This window comes from Pseudomonas sp. NPDC077408 (assembly GCF_050269105.1).
Lineage (GTDB): Bacteria > Pseudomonadota > Gammaproteobacteria > Pseudomonadales > Pseudomonadaceae > Stutzerimonas.
Window position 1 is genome coordinate 381671 of record NZ_JBNNHS010000003.1, and the last position, 18926, is coordinate 400596.

Here is an 18926-nt window from a genome sequence, read left to right on the forward strand (position 1 = left end):
CAAATCGGTGAAACAAACTAATCGGCCCCGTATGACCGGGCGGTCATTTATTTGTTTCAATAGGGTCGAGCCAGATCTACATCGTGGCATTTCATCGGCTACCTTTGGCAGCGCAAGAAAGAAGCCTGAGACATATGAGGAACGAGACGGCGAGGCAATAATCTTCGATAAAGAGGTAGCGCAGCCATAAGTTGTACGATAACGTATCTCCAAGGCCAAGGCCCTACTTCATCTACTCTTAGCTTCACAGGATGCTCGAACAATGAACCCACAAGAACTGAAGGCCATCCTCTCTTCTGGTTTGCTGTCCTTCCCGGTCACTGACTTTGACCAGCAGGGCGACTTCAGCCGTGCCGGCTACATCAAGCGACTCGAGTGGCTGGCACCTTATGGCGCGACAGCGCTGTTTGCCGCGGGCGGTACGGGCGAGTTCTTCTCGCTGACCCCGCAGGAATACCCGGACATTATCAAGACTGCCGTCGATACCTGTGCCGGTCAGGTGCCCATACTCGCGGGTGTAGGCGGTCCGACCCGTCAGGCGATCGCCTACGCTCAAGAGGCTGAACGCCTTGGTGCGAAAGGCCTTTTGTTGCTTCCGCATTACCTGACCGAAGCGAGCCAGGAAGGCGTCGCTCGGCATGTAGAGGAGGTGTGCAAGTCGGTCAACATTGGCGTCGTGGTCTATAACCGCAACGTCTGCCGCCTGACCGCGCCGCTGCTCGAGCAGCTGACCGAGCGCTGCCCGAACCTGATTGGTTACAAAGATGGCCTAGGCGACATTGAGCTGATGGTTTCCATCCGTCGTCGCCTGGGCGAGCGCCTGACCTACCTTGGCGGCCTGCCGACTGCAGAAGTCTACGCCGCGGCCTACAAAGCGCTGGGCGTACCCGTGTACTCATCGGCCGTCTTCAACTTCGTGCCGAAGTTGGCCATGGACTTCTACGGTGCCATTTCTCGCGATGACCACGAAACCGTCGGCAAGCTGATCGATGATTTCTTCCTGCCTTATCTTGATATCCGCAACCGTTGCAAAGGCTACGCGGTCAGCATCGTCAAGGCTGGCGCGAAGATCGCCGGTTATGACGCCGGCCCCGTCCGCGCACCGCTGACCGACCTGCTTCCGGACGAATACGAGATGCTCGCCGAGCTGATCAAGAAGCAGGGCGCGCAATAACAGCACGCCCGACCTATCACTCGCCCCACCCGTCGCTTAAAAGGGTGCCCTCGCTCATGTCGAGCACCAGCGGCGGACCTCACGAAGGAGAGCGTTACGTGGCAGACGCACAGCGTTATGACAACTACATCGATGGCCAATGGGTAGCCGGCAAAAACTACCAGGCCAACATCAACCCATCCGACCTGTCGGACGTCATCGGCGAATATGCCCAGGCGGACGCATCACAGGTTGAAACCGCCATCGCCGCGGCACGCAAAGCCTTTCCAGCGTGGGCCACGTTTGGCATCCAGGCGCGTGCCGATGCGCTGGAAAAAGTGGGTCTGGAAATCCTGGCTCGCCGCGAAGAGCTGGGCAAACTGCTGGCTCGTGAAGAAGGCAAGACGCTACCGGAAGCCATCGGTGAAGTGTCCCGTGCCGGCAATATTTTCAAATACTTCGCCGGCGAATGCCTGCGTCAGGCAGGCGAGACGCTGCAGTCGGTACGTCCGGGTGTTAGCGTCGAAGTTACCCGCGAGCCGCTGGGTGTGATCGGCTTGATCACCCCGTGGAATTTCCCGATCGCCATTCCGGCGTGGAAGATTGCTCCAGCGCTCGCCTATGGCAACTGCGTGGTGATCAAGCCTGCCGATCTGGTGCCCGGTTGCGCCTGGGCCATCGCCGAGATCATCTCTCGCGCCGGCTTCCCGGCTGGTGTGTTCAACCTGGTGATGGGCAAGGGCCGGGAAGTCGGCGAAGCCATCGTCAACGACAAGCGCGTCGATGGCGTTAGCTTCACCGGCTCGGTCGGCGTTGGCCGTGGCATCGCGGCGACCTGTGTCGGGCGTCAGGCCAAGGTTCAGCTGGAAATGGGTGGCAAGAATCCACAGATCATTCTGGACGATGCCGACCTCAACACTGCCGTAGAGCTGGCGGCGCAAAGCGCGTTCTACTCAACCGGCCAGCGTTGCACCGCATCCAGCCGCATCATTGTGACCGAAGGCATTTACGACCGTTTCGTCGAGGCCATGATCGAGCGGATCAAGAAGATCAAGGTCGGTTCGGCATTGGAGCAGGGCGTGGACGTTGGCCCGGTGGTATCGCAGGCGCAGCTCGATCAGGACCTGAAGTACATCGAGATCGGCAAGCAAGAGGGCGCACGCCTGGCCTGCGGCGGCGAGCGCGTCAGCTGCGGCACTGAAGGTTACTACCTGGCGCCGACTTTGTTCGTCGACAGCACCGCCGACATGCGCATCAGCCGCGAAGAGATTTTCGGCCCGGTCGCCAACGTGGTGAAGGTCAAGGACTACGACGAAGCGCTGGCCATGGCCAACGACACCGAGTTCGGTCTGTCGGCGGGCATCTGCACCACCTCGTTGAAGTACGCCAATCACTTCAAGCGTCATTCCCAGGCCGGGATGGTGATGGTCAACCTTCCAACCGCTGGCGTGGACTACCACGTGCCGTTCGGCGGTCGCAAAGGCTCGTCCTACGGCCCACGCGAGCAGGGTCGCTACGCCCAGGAGTTCTACACCACGGTGAAGACCACCTACATCGGCTGATCGGCCGAGTCATCCCATGACGCGCAATCCGTCCGAGTCGCTCAGCGGCTCGGCGGTTCGCGTCGGCGGCAAACAGATCGCTACACCGCAACGCGGACCATAAGAACAAAAGAGAGACGCATATGAACGATTCTACGAATCAAGGTGCTCCGGTCATCACCGAACTTCGAGTGGTTCCGGTCGCAGGGCAAGACAGCATGCTGCTCAACCTGAGTGGCGCTCATGGTCCGTACTTCACCCGCAACATCCTCATTCTCAAAGACAGCGCCGGCCACACAGGTGTCGGCGAGGTCCCCGGTGGCGAGGCGATCCGCAAGACGCTGGATGACGCTCGCGCCATTCTAATCGGGCAATCGGTCGGCAATTTCAATGGGCTGCTGAACCAGGCGCGCAAAGCATTCGCCGACCGCGACGTCGCGGGCCGCGGCTTGCAGACCTTCGACCTGCGCATCGCTATTCACGCCATCACGGCGATCGAGTCGGCGCTGCTCGATCTGCTCGGCCAGCACCTCAACGTGCCGGTTGCCGCACTGCTCGGCGACGGTCAGCAGCGCAACGAAGTCGAGATGCTCGGCTACCTGTTCTTCATCGCCGATCGCAACAAGACCGACCTCGGCTACCGCGACGAGTCGAAGGCCAGCGATAACTGGTTCCGTGTGCGAAACGACGAGGCGCTGACTCCGGAGACCGTGGTCCGTCAGGCCGAAGCGGCCTACGAGCGCTACGGCTTCAAGGATTTCAAACTCAAGGGCGGCGTGTTGCCGGGCAGTGAAGAGGTGAAGGCGATTCGTGCGCTGGCCGAGCGCTTCCCCGACGCCCGCATCACCCTTGATCCCAACGGCGCCTGGTCGCTGGCCGAAGCAATCGACCTGTGCAAGGACCTGCACGGCGTGCTTGCTTACGCCGAAGACCCTTGCGGTGCCGAGAACGGCTACTCGGGGCGCGAAGTGATGGCCGAGTTCCGCCGCGCGACCGGTCTGCCGACCGCCACCAACATGATCGCCACCGATTGGCGGCAAATGGGCCACACCGTTCAGCTGCAATCAGTCGATATTCCGCTGGCAGATCCGCACTTCTGGACCATGAGCGGCTCGGTGCGGGTTGCGCAGATGTGCAACGACTGGGGCCTGACTTGGGGCTCGCATTCCAACAACCACTTCGACATTTCGCTGGCCATGTTCACCCACGTGGCCGCTGCCGCGCCGGGCAAGATCACTGCGATCGACACACACTGGATCTGGCAGGACGGCCAATACCTGACCCGCGAGCCGCTGCAGATCGTCGGCGGCAAGGTCGCTGTGCCGGCCAAGGCGGGCCTGGGCGTGGAACTGGATGAAGATGCGCTGCAGAAGGCCCATGAGCTGTACCTGGCCAAAGGCCTGGGCGCTCGCGACGATGCCATCGCCATGCAGTACCTGATTCCGGAGTGGACGTTCAACAACAAGAAGCCGTGCATGGTGCGTTGAAACCAGCGCGAGAAACCTCGTTAGGGCGGAGCGGGCGGCCAAGGGGAAATACCGTGGCCGCGGAGGCGAGTAGGGTGGGCTTCAGCCCACCGCTTGCAGCCCGAAGATTCACCTTGGTGGGCTGAAGCCCACCCTACCGCGCTGCGAACGAACCAGACCAGAACAACAACCGGCCTGACCGGAGACCGATATGAACGAAACCGTGGAACTGATTCAGCATCAAGATTCGCCTCGTTGCATTCGCTTGAACGAAGCGGACAACGTGGCTGTGGTGGTCAACGATGGCGGTGTGCCGACCGGTGCTCGGTTCCAGGACGGATTGGTCACGGTTGAATCCATACCGCAGAGCCATAAGGTCGCATTGGTCGACATCGCCATCGACCAACCTGTGCGCCGCTACGGGCAGATCATCGGCTACGCGCTGGAACCCATCGCACGCGGCTCTTGGGTCAAAGAGACCCAGCTGCGAATGCCATCCGCGCCGCCGCTCGACAGTCTTCCCATGTCCGACGCAGTGCCAGCAAGACTCGAACCGCTCGAAGGTCATACCTTCGAGGGTTACCGCAACGCCGATGGCACGGTTGGTACACGCAATATTCTCGGCATCACCACCACCGTTCAATGCGTGACGGGCGTGCTCGATCACGCTGTTGCCCGCATTCGTAAAGAGCTTCTGCCGAAGTACCCGAACGTCGATGACGTGGTCGCGCTGACCCACAGCTACGGTTGCGGCGTGGCGATCAATGCCAAGGACGCTTACATCCCGATCCGTACCGTGCGCAACCTGGCGCGCAACCCGAACCTCGGCGGCGAAGCGCTGGTCATCAGCCTCGGTTGCGAGAAGCTGCAAGCCGAGCAGGTAATGCACGAGGGCGATGCTTCGGTCGATCTCAGCGAACCCTGGCTGTACCGTTTGCAGGATTCCAATACCGGCTTCAACGAAATGATCGAGCAGATCATGGCATTGGCAGAAGCCCGCCTGGAAAAGCTCAACCGCCGCCAGCGCGAGACTGTACCGGCGTCAGAATTGATTCTGGGCATGCAATGCGGCGGCAGCGATGCCTTCTCCGGTATCACCGCCAATCCGGCCCTTGGCTATGCCTCGGATCTGCTGATCCGCGCTGGCGCCACTGTGATGTTCTCGGAAGTCACTGAAGTACGCGATGCGATCTACATGCTCACCTCGCGTGCTGAGACACCGGAAGTGGCCCAAGCGCTGGTGCGCGAGATGGACTGGTACGACCAGTACCTGGAGCGCGGCGCAGCCGATCGCAGCGCCAATACCACGCCGGGTAACAAGAAAGGCGGGCTTTCGAATATCGTCGAGAAGTCCCTTGGCTCCATCGTCAAATCCGGCAGCAGTGCGATCAACGGCGTACTCGGCCCAGGCGAGCGGTTCAGCAGCAAAGGCCTGATCTACTGCGCGACCCCAGCCAGCGACTTTGTCTGCGGCACGTTGCAGTTGGCGGCCGGCATGAACCTGCATGTGTTCACCACCGGGCGCGGCACCCCATACGGTCTGGCCATGGCACCGGTCGTGAAAGTCTCTACCCGCACCGAGCTGGCCGAGCGCTGGCCTGACCTGATTGACGTGGATGCCGGGCGTATCGCCACTGGCCGTTCCAGTATCGAGGAGCTGGGTTGGGAGCTGTTCCACTACTACCTGGACGTCGCCAGTGGGCGCAAGAAGACCTGGGCCGAGCAGCACCAGATCCACAACGACATCACCTTGTTCAACCCGGCACCGATCACCTGAACCCAGCTATGTCAGCGCATCGAAGCGGTGCGCTGTTCCATGATCAGTCGCAGGAGAACGAGATGAGTGCGCTGCCGGATGATTTCATCCGCGAGATCGAAGCGGTCGTCGGTGACGTCGGCATGGTCTGTGATGCCGAACGCATGCAGAGCTACCTGAGCGATTGGCGGAATGCCTACCGCGGTGAAGCCGCACTGGTGGTGCGTCCGGCCAGTACCGAAGAGGTAGCCGCTGTAGTGCGGCTGTGCAACCAATACGACATTGCGCTGGTACCGCAAGGGGGCAATACAGGGCTGTGTGGCGGTTCGATTCCGGACGCCAGTGGTACTCAAGTGGTGCTGTCCCTGACGCGCATGACCAACATCCGCGAAGTCGATACCGAAAACGAGACCATTACTGTCGAGGCCGGCGTCATCCTGCAAACCGTACAAGTGGCCGCAGCCGAAGTGGGGCGGCTGTTCCCTTTGTCCCTCGGCGCGGAAGGCAGTTGCACCGTGGGCGGTAATCTCGCAACCAACGCCGGCGGAACCGCCGTGCTGCGTTACGGCAACATGCGCGACCTCACGCTGGGCCTGGAAGTGGTGCTGCCGGACGGGCAGATCTGGAATGGCCTACGCGGACTGCGCAAGGACAATACAGGGTACGACCTCAAACACCTGTTCATCGGCTCGGAAGGCACACTCGGCATCATCACCGCAGCCGTGCTGAAGCTATATCCTGCGGTGCGCAGCGTGACGACGGCCTGGGTTGCATTACCCAGCGCGCATGCAGCGGTGCAGCTGATCGGCATCATCCGTGGCCTATGTGGCGATCGGCTGACCGGGTTCGAGCTGATGTCGCGGCAAAGCGTTGATTTCGTGCTGCGTCACGCCGGCGGCTGCTCCGATCCCTTCTCCGAAACTCATCCCTGGTATGTGCTGATCGAACTGAGCGACACCCAACCTGACGCGCCGCTCAACGAGCTGCTTGAACTGGGGATCGGCGAAGCCCTGGAGCGTGGCCTGGTGACCGATGCTGTGCTGGCCAGCAGCGAGGCTCAGGTCGCGGCGTTGTGGGCGATGCGTGAGGGGATTTCCGAGGCGCAGAACCATGAAGGTCCAAGTCTCAAACATGACATCAGCGTGCCGGTGAGCTGCATTCCCGCGTTCATTCAGACGACCGATCGGCGCTTGCTCGACCAGTTTCCGGGCGTGCGCATCGTCGCTTATGGCCATGTCGGTGATGGGAACCTTCACTACAACGTAAGCAAGCCGGTCGGATCTGACGATACGGCCTTCCAGGCGCAGCAAGACGCGATCATGCACGTCATCTACGAGGCCACTACTGGGTTTCAGGGCAGCATCAGCGCAGAGCATGGGTTGGGTCAGGCCAAGCGCGCCGCGGCCAAGCACTACAAGGACCCGCTGGAACTGGCGCTGATGCGCGCTATCAAGACAGCGCTTGATCCCAAAGGCCTGATGAACCCCGGCAAGGTGCTCTGACATCGGCTCCACGCGTTCCCACTTTTCGAGGTAATCACCGTGACCTGCATACTCCAGATCGGCCCCCTGACTGAACGTTTCAACCGTGGCCTAGCCGCGGAGCATGAGGTGCTGCGTTTCTGGGAGGAGGGTGCCGATGCGTTGGTTAACCAGCATGCTCAGCGCATTGATGTCGTGGTGACCTCTGGTCGTTTCGGCTGCACGGCGCAGCTGATCGAGCGCCTGCCCAACCTGCAAGCGATCATCAGTTTCGGCGTCGGCTACGACGCCATCGACGTGGCGGCAGCGCGCGCACGCAACATCCCGGTGAGCAATACGCCGGACGTGCTCAACGATTGCGTGGCGGACTTGGCCTTTGGGCTGATTATCGACAGTGCCAGGCAAATGTCCCGTGCCGACCGTTTCGTACGCGCCGGCGAGTGGCCCTCCGGCGGCCTGCCGCTTGCGAAGCAGGTGAGCGGGAAACGACTGGGCATCGTCGGCATGGGGCGCATTGGTGAAACGGTGGCCAAGCGCTCCAGCGGTTTTGATATGCAGGTGCGCTACCACAACCGTCGACCGGTAGAGGGCAGTGCCTATGGCTATGAATCCAATCTCGTCGAGTTGGCGCAGTGGAGCGACTTTCTCGTTCTGACCTGTCCTGGTGGCGAGAGCACCCGCAACCTCATCAATCGAGGCGTCCTCGAGGCGCTTGGGCCGAAAGGCATTTTGATCAACGTTGCCCGCGGCTCGGTGGTGGACGAACCGGCATTGATCGAGGCGCTGACTGAAGGACGGCTGGGCGGCGCGGGTCTCGACGTTTATGCCCAGGAGCCCAACGTACCTCAAGCCCTTATCGATCTGCCGAATGTCGTGCTGCTGCCGCACATCGGCAGCGCCACCGAGGAAACTCGACTGGCTATGGAAGAATTGCTGTTGGCCAATCTGCGCGAGTTTCTCGAACGCGGCGAGGTGCTGACGGCTGTCTGAGCGCACACACCCGTGCGCTTCAGATGATAGGCGGCCTCGGTCGCCGATGACCCTGGCCAAAAGCCTGGGTCAGATAACTTCAGAGCAACATTATTAGGGCGCCGAACGTCGCGAGCCACAAGCACGCAGCCGTGAGGCGCCATTTCAATTCAAGTCCGCGAGCGATTCGGCTCGCCTAAGAGGCCGTGCGATGCCTGAATTTCAACCGAATCTGACCGAGGTCGAGCTTCTGCGCGGCCCGCTGAGACTGTCGGTGTGCCCCGGGCTGGGCGGTGCAATCACTCAACTGAGTATCGATGGCATCGATCTGCTGCGCCCTTGGGACGGCACGGACAACGTGCGGCGAACGGGCTGCTTCGTCCTTGCACCTTTCTCCAATCGAGTCGGCGATGGCGCATTCGAGCATGACGGTCAGCGCTACCCGTTGCGCAGCCTATCTGCTGAACATCCTTTACCGATTCACGGCGTCGCCTGGAAGCGTGCGTGGACGATAACGGAGCAAAGCCCGACCAGTCTTTGCCTGACGCTCACTCATCGGCCCGAGGGGGAGGGCGTGCTTGACTGGCCGTTCGCGTTCGAACTCGAGCACCAGATCAAACTCGACGATGGTGGCGTTGCGCTGCAACTGACGCTGCGCAACATCGACAACCGCTCGATGCCCGCCGGGCTTGGCTGGCATCCGTATTTCCTCCGGCAGGACGCTTGCTGGTTGCGGTTCGGTGCGAGGTCAGTCTGGCGCAACGACCCCCGAAACCTGCCATCACAGAAGACGCCCATCCCAACGGAATGGGACTTTTCGACGGAAGCACCGCTGCAGGAACCCGGCCTGGACAACTGCTTCGTTGGGCGTACCGGGCCCGTTACCATTCACTGGCCGAACGAAGGAATGCAGCTAACCATGCACCCCAGCGAGGCACTTGATCATCTAGTCGTGTTTACGCCGCCGGCAGAGATGGGCTTTTTTGCGGTCGAGCCGGTTTCGCATGCCAACAATGCCCTTTGCATGGACGATCCGACCGTGAACGGCATTCGTACACTCGACCCCGGCGAAACCATGCAGGTCAGTTGCAGGTTTTCGATAGCGCGCGCCTGATCCGCCGGCACCTGAATCACTCTTCCAAACGCTGGCTGAGCAACAGCTCTTCATTGCCGCACGGGATAGCGAGCGTAGGTAGCTGGCAGGCGCTCAAGCGCCAGGGCTCGCCATTCTCACCTTTGCGGCCTCGCGATTCCTGAGTTACATAACATAAAAGGGCGGTGTGACCCGCCGGCTAACATCCCAACTGTTGGCCTTCTAACGCTTGGCCACGGCGTTCGGCAGTCAAAAAAAAGCCCGTCACAAAGACGGGCGAAAGTTTCCGCAACAGGAGCGAGGAGTGTTGCGTCAAGCGTGGTGGTGACGCTTAGAGAATCGAGATCGGGTAGTTAATGATCAGACGATTCTCGTCGAACTCATTCGTACTGAACGAGCTGTCACGACGCATGCTGGAGTTGCGCCACTTGATGTTCAGGTTCTTCAATGCACCGCTCTGTACGGTGTAAGCCAGTTCCGACTCGCGACCCCATTCCTTGCCTTCATCACCACTTGCAGTCGTGATGTTGTCACCGCTGATGTAGCGGTTCATCAGGACCAAGCCAGGGATACCCACGCCAGCGAAGTTGTAGTCATGGCGGAGCTGCCATGAACGCTCGTCCGCTGCATCGTAGGCGGAGTTGAAGCTGTCGTTTGCGACAGAGGCACCGCCGGTACCATTGACACGCATCCATTGATTGCCGCTGACTTTCTGCAAGCCGACATAGAAAGTGTTGGCACCGGCTTGCAGGCCAAACAGACCGGAATAGGTCTTGTTGTCCAGGTCGCCCGCCAGGGCGCTGCCTTCGTCCTTGCCGGTGAAGTAGCCCAGATTTGCGGTAAGTGCCATGTCTTCGCCTAACGGCTGGACGTGCAGCAGCTGAGCGTAACTCTGCTGGTAGATGTCTTCGAGACGGCCGTGCCACAGACCGACCTTGGTCTTTTCATTGAAGGTGTATTCACCGCCGATGAAGTTGAAACGGTCCGACGTGGCGGTAATCCCGTTCAGGCCATCTTTGTAGACCATGTCTTCCATGCTCGCGTCGTCGCGCGTGCTGTTCTGGCGCATCTGACCACCGAACAGGGACAGGTTGCTGATCTCTCTCGACGAGATCATGCCACCTTGGAAGGTTTGCGGCAGCGAGCGGCCGTCATCGGCGCGCAGCACCGGCACAACGACCTGCCATTCACCGACACGCAGCTCGGTTTCCGACATTTTTGCCTTCGCAGCTACCGCTATCCGGCCGAAGTCATCTGCAGGATGGCGATCAGCACCGGTGCCGTGAGTCGGAAGCAGACCTGTACCGTAGGTGCCGCCACCGCCGTCGAGCTTGACTGCCAGGCCCGCAAGCACATCGACGCCAAACCCGACAGGCCCAGGCGTATAGCCGGACTGAGCATTCAGAATGAAGCTCTGGGTCCATTCTTCAGCCTTGTTCTGGCCGCCGTTATAGGCTGGGTCGACAAAATTACGATTAATGTAGAAGTTACGAGCGTTCAGCGTGACTTTGCTGCCTTCGACAAAGCCATCCGCAGCGTGAGCAACGGCAGGAATGCCAAGTGCCAGCGACAGAGTGCCTGCAAAAACGGCGGCAGACAGAGGATTGCGTGGGGTCATTGTTGTTGTGCTCCCTTTTTTAAGTAGTCCACCCCGTGCGGCCAGAGCCCAAGACGAGGGGGGTGTAGCGTGGCCGCAGATAAAGCGACGCTTGCCGAAACAACAAATACGTTATCAGTTGTCATACGACGTATCGGATTATGGCCGCCGAACATCGCTTGTCAATCCAATTTGTAAAGAATTGTTAGGGTCTTCGACTTTCGTCTAGTGCCGTTTCAAAGGGGTTGGCTGGGTAAGATCTGGCAAAGCCCTGGATCGAATAGCTCAGCCGTTGGAGCGCAGGGAGATGTGACGACTTGGAAAATCGATGAGGCTAAATCGGAGATCCCCACCAAGCGGGCAATAGTCGTCTGATCTCTCGTCTGCCGAAGCGGTCGTCGATCAAGTGAACAACGCCGACGTCTTCGGTTGTACGAATGACCCGGCCGGCGGCCTGCACCACCTTCTGCAACCCGGGATAGAGGTAGGTGTAGTCGTAGCCCGTGCCGAACAAATGATCCATCCGCATCTTCATCTGCTCATTGACGGGATTGACCTGCGGTAGGCCCAGCGTGGCAACAAAGGCACCAATCAGCCGCTTACCCGGCAGGTCGATGCCCTCGGAAAAAGCACCGCCCAGCACGGCGAAACCAATACCGCAGCTCTCATCCGTGAAACGCGCAAGAAAGGCGTTGCGCGCCCCTTCATCCATGCTTCGCGTCTGCTCCCAGTAGGGCAGCTCAGGGTGTTGAACACGGAGGAGGCTAGTGACCTGCTGTAAGTAGTCAAAGCTGCTGAAGAACGCCAGGTAGTTGCCAGGGCGCGTCTGATACTGCTGGGCAAGCAGGTCGACGACAGCTTGAAGCGAGGCGCTGCGATGCTGGTAGCGAGTGGAGATGTGCTGTGCAAGGCGTATCTGCAACTGCTCCGCGCGAAACGGAGATTCGACGTCGACCCATACCCGGTTGGCCGGCACGCCGAGGGTGTCGGCGTAAAAGCGCTGCGGTGTCAGGGTCGCGGAAAACAGTACGCAGGAGCGGGCCTCACGAATGCGGGTGGCCAGGAAGGGGGCGGGAATCACGTTGCGCAAGCAAAGGACAGATGCTTTGGCATTGCTGCGGCTGTGCGCTGGCAGCAGCGTGCAGTCGATCAGTGAATGGTCGCCGAACAGCTCTGCCAGTTTGCAGAATTGCATAGCGTCGAAATAGGCCGACTGCAACGCCGAGTCCACCCCCGCCGGGTTCTCGCCGAGGTAGTCGGTGATTGCGCTTACGGCTTGCTGAAGCGCGTTGATGAGCACCTGCGGCAGCCCTGGCAGAACCTGATAGGCGTCTGCCTGCAGGCGGTGCACATCGCCCCAGCACCGTAGCACGCGTTCGATCGGCTTCTTCAACACGGCCGGAAGAGTTTTTCGTAAGCCCTTGAAAGTAAGCAGATTAAGTTCGGCGCTGTACATCGATCTGCCGCGTTCGAGCAGATTGTGCGCCTCGTCCACCAGCACCCCGATGCGCCACTGGTTGAGCAACGCCAGGCTGTAGAGCAGAGCGCTCAGGTCGAAATAGTAGTTGTAGTCACCCACCACCACATCGGCCCAGCGGGCCATTTCCTGGCTCAGATAGTACGGACACACTTGATGCGCCAAGGCCACCTCGCGCAGTGTCGCCTGATCGAGAAACGGGCGAGTAATGGCCTCGTCGCGTGCGCCCGGGAGTCGGTCGTAAAAGCCGCGAGCGAGCGGGCAGGATTCACCGTGACAAGCCTTGTCCGGGTGCTCACACGCTTTGTCGCGCGCGATCAGTTCCAACACTCGGAGAGGTTTTTGCTGGCCCGCTAGGCTGTCGAGTGCATTCAACGCCAGCTGCCGCCCCGAGGTTTTAGCGGTGAGGAAATACAGCTTGTCGAGCTGCTGGCCGGGCATGGCCTTCAATTGCGGAAATAGGGTAGCCAGGGTCTTGCCAATACCAGTCGGTGCTTGAGCCATCAGGTGGGTACCGGTGCAAGCGGCCTTGTATACCGCTTCGGCCAGTTGCCGCTGGCCGCTGCGAAATTCACCGTAGGGGAACGTCAGGCTTCGCAGCGCCTGGTCACGCTCGGCTCGGTGGGCCAGTTCCTGATCAGCCCAAGCGATGAAGTATTGACATTGGGTTTCGAAAAAAGCCCGAAGGTGTTCGGCGGTACAGGTTTCGACCAGCAGGGTTTCCTTTTGGCTGACCACATCGAAATACACCAGCGCGATCTCCAGCGACTCCAACGTGCGTGCCTCGCAGAGCAGCCAGCCGTAGACCTTGGCTTGCGCCCAGTGTAGGTAACGGTGATTGGCCGGCTGCCGGGCGAGGTCACCGCGGTAGGTCTTGATCTCCTCCAGTCGGTTCTTCGTTGAGTCATAACCGTCCGCACGGCCGCGAACGGTGAGGTTGTGATAGTTGGCTTCGAGCGTGACCTCTCGCTCGTACCCATCGCCGCGACGCGACGTGACCGTGACGTGTCCGGCCATGCCTTCTAGCGCGGTAGGCGAGGGCGTGAAACGAAGATCCAGATCGCCTTGTTTTGCGGTGAACTCGCACAACGCACGGACTGCGACCCGATAACTCAAGGTGCGGCCTCCGACCACTGAACGTAGCAGACCGCGATCGGCACCTGATGACGCAACGCAAAGTCGATCCAGCGCTTCTGATTGTCCTGCAACCGGTCGCCTGGTCCTTTTACTTCGATTAATCGATAACGCTGCTCGCCTGGCCAGAGCTGAACGAGGTCTGGCAGGCCGCTACGATGGTTGGGTACGTCTTGCAGGATTCGCTGAAAAAAAGCATGCAGATGCTCGGCAGGGATGCACGCCAGTGCCAGCTCCAGCAACGCCTCGTCGAACAGGCCCCAGCTGACGAAGTGCGACTGCAGCCCGAACTTGTCCCTGAACACGCGGCGGATGCAGTCACGGTACTCGCCAGTGCCGAGCCTGCTCAGACACTCGTCGAACAATCCTGCACGGCGAGCATGGAAGTCAGGTCGCGCGAGATCGGCCGGGCCAGCGTGAAACGGGTGAAAGAACGCACCGGGCAACGGCGCAAAGATGACATCCCAACAGAGCAGGCCAAGCAGCGAATTGATCAGCGCGTTTTCAACGTAGTAAACCGGCGCATCGCTTCGGGTGAGGTGTTCACGCACGGCCTGTTCGACGCTCATTCCCTCGGGCCGAGGCAGGGTCAAATCTATGCGCTCTGGTTGTGTGAGGCTCACACCGCGCGTGATGGGTTCGCCCAGGGTTCGCATCAGGCGCGGCAGGATGCGTTGCAGTTGCTGGGCTTCGTGCTCGCTTTCAGGTGCAGCTTGCGCCGTCAGCGCCAGTCGCATGGCGGCCTCTGGTTGGCCGCAACGCTCCAGCACGCGGATCGCACGTTCGCGAGCGCCCGGGTAGCGGTTGGCTGTATGCAGGCGCAGCGCCAAGGGCAAATCACCGTTGCGCTCGCACTGCCTGGCGATGCTCAGCAGCAACTTGCCGCGGCGATTTTCCAGCCATTCGTTGGCGTACGGTGTCGATGGGATGTCCTGCAGGACCGCTTCAGCGGGGTCACCCGCCTCGAAGCGTTCTCGGCAGCGATGCAGATGCAGGTAGGCATCCACATCGGCGCGTTCATGGAAGGCCCGTGAAGCGGGGGAGAAGGCGACTCGCTCGTAACGAAAAATACCCAGGTCAGCGAGTACGAATTCGGACCAGTCTTGATGGATGTTGCCGAAGAACATCAGCCGCAAGCGGTCGCACAGATCGCCAATGGCCAGCGCAAATGCTGCATCGTCAAAACCTTCACACCAGCTGGCGAAAGGCTTTGGCTGCGAGTGCTCGGCCAGCATGGCCTGGAGCAAATCGGCCTTGCGCTGGCCGTTGGTTGCAACATTGCCGCATACACGAAGCAATTCGTCTTTTTTCAACAAGCCGAATAGCTGAGCCACATCCAGCATTGGATTAGTCTCGACCCAGCCGTGCTCGATGAGTGCGACGGATGCCTGCATCGGGCAGCCAATCTCTGTGTAGCGCAGCTTGCTGGCACGAAACAGCGTGCCCTTGCGCATCACCATGCGCACCAGCAAGGCCTGCGACGCTTGTGGAACCTGGTGGAAACGGTCGAGAAACGCGCGTTCGTGATCGTGCAGCAGATCACCGTGGCGCTCACCAACCCAGGCGAGCACTTGGCGAAAGTTGTCGAGGTAATAGAAGGGGTTTTCCAGCGCCTGGCGCATCGAACGTCCGGTTCGGTCGAGCATGGGCACAGCGGCCCACAAGGCTGTGTATTTATACAGTTGCCGCGGGTTTTGGCAATGCCTGAACGATCAGCGGTGACGGACCGTAGGCTCGGGAGTGCGCCTTGAAGTAGCGGCGCTCAACCCAACCGTTGGCCGGCTGGGTGAGCGCAATGAGGATCAAACGGTGCGGGAAAAACGGCCGCGCTGTTCACCGCCCAGGTAGGCATCGAAGGCCATGGCGACGTTGCGCAACATCAATTGACCCTGGGGCAGTAACACAAGGGCGTCGTCGTTGATTTCCACCAGCCCATCGGCGATATGCTCGTCCAGCTTGGCCAGTGAATCGGCGAAATACGCCTTGAAGTCGATACCGTAGCGCTGTTCGATTTCGGCGTAATCGATGCGTCCATGGCACATCAACGAAACGATCACGTCACGGCGCAAGCGGTCGTCTTCACTGAGCTGGTAGCCACGGTGCACCGGTAACATGCCTTCGTTCAGCCGTGCGTAATACTGCGAAAGCTCCTTCACGTTCTGGCTGTAACTGTTGCCGACCTTGCCGATGGACGAAATGCCGAGGCCGATCAGGTCGCAATCGGCGTGGGTCGAGTAGCCCTGGAAGTTTCGCTGCAACGTACCGTTGGCGCGGGCGAGGGTCAGTTCGTCGTCTGGCAGGGAGAAGTGGTCCATGCCTATATAGACGTAGCCCGCATCGGTCAGTTTTTGAATGGTCAGCTCCAACAGCTCCAGCTTTCGCTCGGGCGGCGGCATATCCTCCGGGCGAATCAGCTTCTGCGCCCGGACGAGATCTGGCAGATGCGCATAGCTATAGGCCGCGATGCGATCCGGGCGGATGTCGATGATCTTGTCCAATGTAACGCCGAAGCTTTCCACGGTCTGCAGAGGCAGACCGTAGATCAAATCAACGCTGATCGACTTGAAATGGGCATCCCGTGCGGCCTGAACCAATTCTCGGGTCTGTTCCTCGGTCTGGATGCGATTGACTGCGATCTGCACCTGTTCGTCGAAGTCCTGCACGCCAAAGCTCAAGCGGTTGAAGCCCAGCTCGCGCAGCTGATGAACCTGAGCCGGGGTAACGGTGCGCGGGTCGACCTCCAGCGAAAATTCGTGATTGTCGCTGTCGTCCATGTTGAAGGCGTCGTGCAGTGTCGCCATCAGATCAGCCAGCTGTTCGCTGGTGAGGTAGGTCGGTGTACCGCCGCCGAGATGCAGCTGAGTCAACTTGCGCGAGCGGTCGAACAGCGACGCCTGCATCTTGATCTCGCGCTTGAGGTAGTCGAGGTATTCGACGGCGCGATCAGTTTTGTGGGTAATGATTTTGTTACAGGCGCAGTAGTAGCAAAGGCTTTTGCAAAACGGGATATGGATGTAGACCGACAGCGGCTTGGGCTCCGCCGCCACATTGGTCGCCTGCGCGGCACTGCGGTAGTCGTCCATGGCAAAGGCCTGATGGAACTGGGGAGCAGTGGGGTAGGACGTGTAGCGAGGACCGGGACGGTCATATTTCTCGACCAGGGCGCGGTTAAAGCTCGGCGTTTGGTCCATGTAGGGTTTCACCTTGATTGCATGATTGTGAGTGGCTGGGTCGGGCAGTGCCGTCCGCAGCCTGCGACATCTTGGCGCGAATTATCGCGTTTCCCCAGCCTGCCTGGGCCTGTCCCAGATCAAGAACCGGTCAGGCTGAAAGCGCGGGCGCCAAGCGGTCAACACATGGAATATTAGGCCAAGCAGCCGAGCTGCGTGTGCTTGGTTGCCTGTCACCCTTAATTACAACCGGAACTGGCTAACCAGACGATTCAGCTCGGCCGCCAGCTGAACCAGTTCCTCACTGATCTGCGAGGTTTGAGATGCATCAGCCAAGGTAGTGTCAGCAATGGTGCTAATCGTGGTGATGTTGCGGTTGATCTCTTCGGCAACCGCGCTCTGCTCTTCGGCCGCTGTGGCGATTTGGGTGTTCATGCCGTTGATAGTGTTCACTTCACCCGCGATCACGGTGAGGCTCTGTGCGGTCTTGGCTACACAGTCCGAACCCGAGTGAGCCCGAACCTGCGCCCCTTCCATGGCCTGTACGGCGTTACGCACACCGTTTTGCAGTTGCTCGATGGTGCGCTGGATTTCTTCGGTGGACTTCTGTGTGCGCGAGGCGAGGGTGCGCACCTCATCAGCGACCACAGCGAAACCACGGCCCTGTTCCCCAGCGCGGGCGGCCTCGATGGCAGCATTCAGTGCGAGAAGATTGGTCTGCTCGGCTATGCCGTTGATGACGTTCAATACCATGCCAATGCTGACACTGTCCGTTTCGACCTGCTTGATCACCTGCGCCGCTTTTTCGATGTCCTGAATCAACACCTCGATACCATCCAGCGCCTCGGTTGCCAGCGTGACGCCAACTCGCGATTCCTCATCGGCACCGCTCGATGCAGACGCGGTCTCGTTAGCATGCCGCGCCACCTCCTGAACGGTTGCACTCATTTCATTCATGGCCGAGGCAACCATATCGGTTTCGCTGCGCTGTTCCATGACTGCAGTCTGGGTCTTCTCGGCGACACTCGAGACTCGATTCGACACCTCTCCCAACTGGTGGGTTACAGCGGCCACCGCCTCCAGGCTGTTACGGAATTTGAAAATCATGCGGTTAAAGGCAGTGCCCATGGCGCCGACTTCATCCTGGGCGTGAACAGCGACGGTACGGCTGAGGTCTTCGTCGGCAGTCATCGCCTCCATGGTGTGCCGCATCTCATTGATACGGCTGATAATCACCCGGCGGATGATGTAGCCCATGATGATCAGACCCGCCAGTAGAAGCAGCGCCTGGATCACGGCTGAAGTCAGAATGTTGCGATGCACCTCGCCGTCCAGTGCGGACAGGTCATAGCTGATGCGGACTGCCCCCATCACTGTGTTTTGCGGGACCTGATGGCAGGTCAGGCAATTGGTGCCGCGGTAATCCTGTTGCGCATGGATCGGATTGATCACTGTCAGCACACGCCCGTTCGCACCATCGCTCACTTCGACGGTGGCGTCGCCGGCAAGCGCTCGTCTGTCTAGCTCGTCCTTGGGGGCCTGATGCTCGAACCCAGGTCCGAACAGCTTGGTTACCGGCTCGCCGCGGACGATACGTGCATCGATGACCCCCGGTCGAGCAAGAATCTTGTTACGCAGCACCTCACGCTGGCCCATGGTGCCGGTCAGCATCATGGTGTTGATACTGTCGAAATAGGAGTCAGCCGTATCCTTGGTCTGTTGTTCCACGACATGGAGTATCAGCTGTTTCTCTGAACCCGCCGAATAGAAGAGGGAGGCTGCCAGGACCAGGGCGAACACCACCAACAGGGCCAGGTTGATTTTTGTTTGAACGGACATTTGCCGAGCTGGGGAGGTGCTGTTCATCCTGTTCCTTAGCTACTACTACACGAAAACGAAACCTTCGCCGGGGACGCGACGGACCACTGCGGGCCATCTGGCTCAGGGCTTAGCCGCTTTATCTGCCTTAACCTATCGGCCGGAAATCCCTTCGCTTTACAAGGTTTTTCAATGACGGCTGAGTGAAGGCACCGTGCCACTAACGAGGCCGGCGACATCCTAGTCGCTGTTCAACGACGCAGAGCCATGG

The 18926-nt window shown here is 60.0% G+C and carries 12 protein-coding genes; 7 read left to right on the forward strand and 5 right to left on the reverse strand.

The annotated features are described in order from the left end of the window. Positions 1-262 precede the first annotated feature (262 nt). From kdgD to ACQKEK_RS11095, 7 genes are all read left to right on the forward strand, one after another. Positions 263-1174 (forward strand): 5-dehydro-4-deoxyglucarate dehydratase, encoded by a 912-nt coding sequence (kdgD, locus tag ACQKEK_RS11065; RefSeq protein WP_128121999.1) that lies wholly within the window; start codon positions 263-265, stop codon positions 1172-1174. Between the two features lie 98 nt (positions 1175-1272). Beyond that, complete coding sequence (locus ACQKEK_RS11070; RefSeq protein ID WP_128121998.1) at positions 1273-2715, forward strand: aldehyde dehydrogenase family protein; 1443 nt, start codon at positions 1273-1275, stop codon at positions 2713-2715. A 122-nt stretch (positions 2716-2837) separates the two neighbouring features. Next, a complete protein-coding gene (gene gudD, locus ACQKEK_RS11075) occupies positions 2838-4181 on the forward strand; it encodes a glucarate dehydratase (protein ID WP_499142624.1) in 1344 nt (447 codons plus the stop codon). Positions 4182-4383: 202 nt separating this feature from the next. Continuing rightward, positions 4384-5937 (forward strand): galactarate dehydratase, encoded by a 1554-nt coding sequence (gene garD, locus ACQKEK_RS11080; protein WP_499142936.1) that lies wholly within the window; start codon positions 4384-4386, stop codon positions 5935-5937. 62 nt (positions 5938-5999) lie between these two features. After that, positions 6000-7418 carry an FAD-binding oxidoreductase gene (locus ACQKEK_RS11085; protein ID WP_499142938.1) on the forward strand — a complete coding sequence of 473 codons (1419 nt, stop codon included), beginning with the start codon at positions 6000-6002 and terminating at the stop codon, positions 7416-7418. Between the two features lie 39 nt (positions 7419-7457). Further along, a complete protein-coding gene (locus ACQKEK_RS11090) occupies positions 7458-8387 on the forward strand; it encodes a 2-hydroxyacid dehydrogenase (protein ID WP_499142625.1) in 930 nt (309 codons plus the stop codon). Between the two features lie 190 nt (positions 8388-8577). Further along, positions 8578-9480 (forward strand): aldose 1-epimerase, encoded by a 903-nt coding sequence (locus tag ACQKEK_RS11095; protein WP_499142626.1) that lies wholly within the window; start codon positions 8578-8580, stop codon positions 9478-9480. A 310-nt stretch (positions 9481-9790) separates the two neighbouring features. On the opposite strand, the gene ACQKEK_RS11100 is transcribed toward ACQKEK_RS11095, so the two are convergent. From ACQKEK_RS11100 to ACQKEK_RS11120, 5 genes are all read right to left on the reverse strand, one after another. After that, complete coding sequence (locus tag ACQKEK_RS11100; protein WP_241531163.1) at positions 9791-11077, reverse strand: OprD family porin; 1287 nt, start codon at positions 11075-11077, stop codon at positions 9791-9793. Between the two features lie 313 nt (positions 11078-11390). Then, entirely contained in the window at positions 11391-13649 is a 2259-nt protein-coding gene (locus tag ACQKEK_RS11105) for an ATP-dependent DNA helicase (protein ID WP_499142627.1), read from the reverse strand. Next, positions 13646-15289: a VRR-NUC domain-containing protein gene (locus ACQKEK_RS11110; protein ID WP_499142940.1), complete on the reverse strand. Its 1644-nt coding sequence runs from the start codon at positions 15287-15289 to the stop codon at positions 13646-13648. Before ACQKEK_RS11110 ends, ACQKEK_RS11105 begins: the two co-directional genes overlap by 4 nt. Before the next feature lie 180 nt (positions 15290-15469). Further along, positions 15470-16858: an oxygen-independent coproporphyrinogen III oxidase gene (gene hemN / locus ACQKEK_RS11115; protein WP_499142628.1), complete on the reverse strand. Its 1389-nt coding sequence runs from the start codon at positions 16856-16858 to the stop codon at positions 15470-15472. Positions 16859-17080: 222 nt separating this feature from the next. Next, a complete protein-coding gene (locus ACQKEK_RS11120) occupies positions 17081-18703 on the reverse strand; it encodes a methyl-accepting chemotaxis protein (protein ID WP_499142629.1) in 1623 nt (540 codons plus the stop codon). Positions 18704-18926 lie beyond the last annotated feature (223 nt).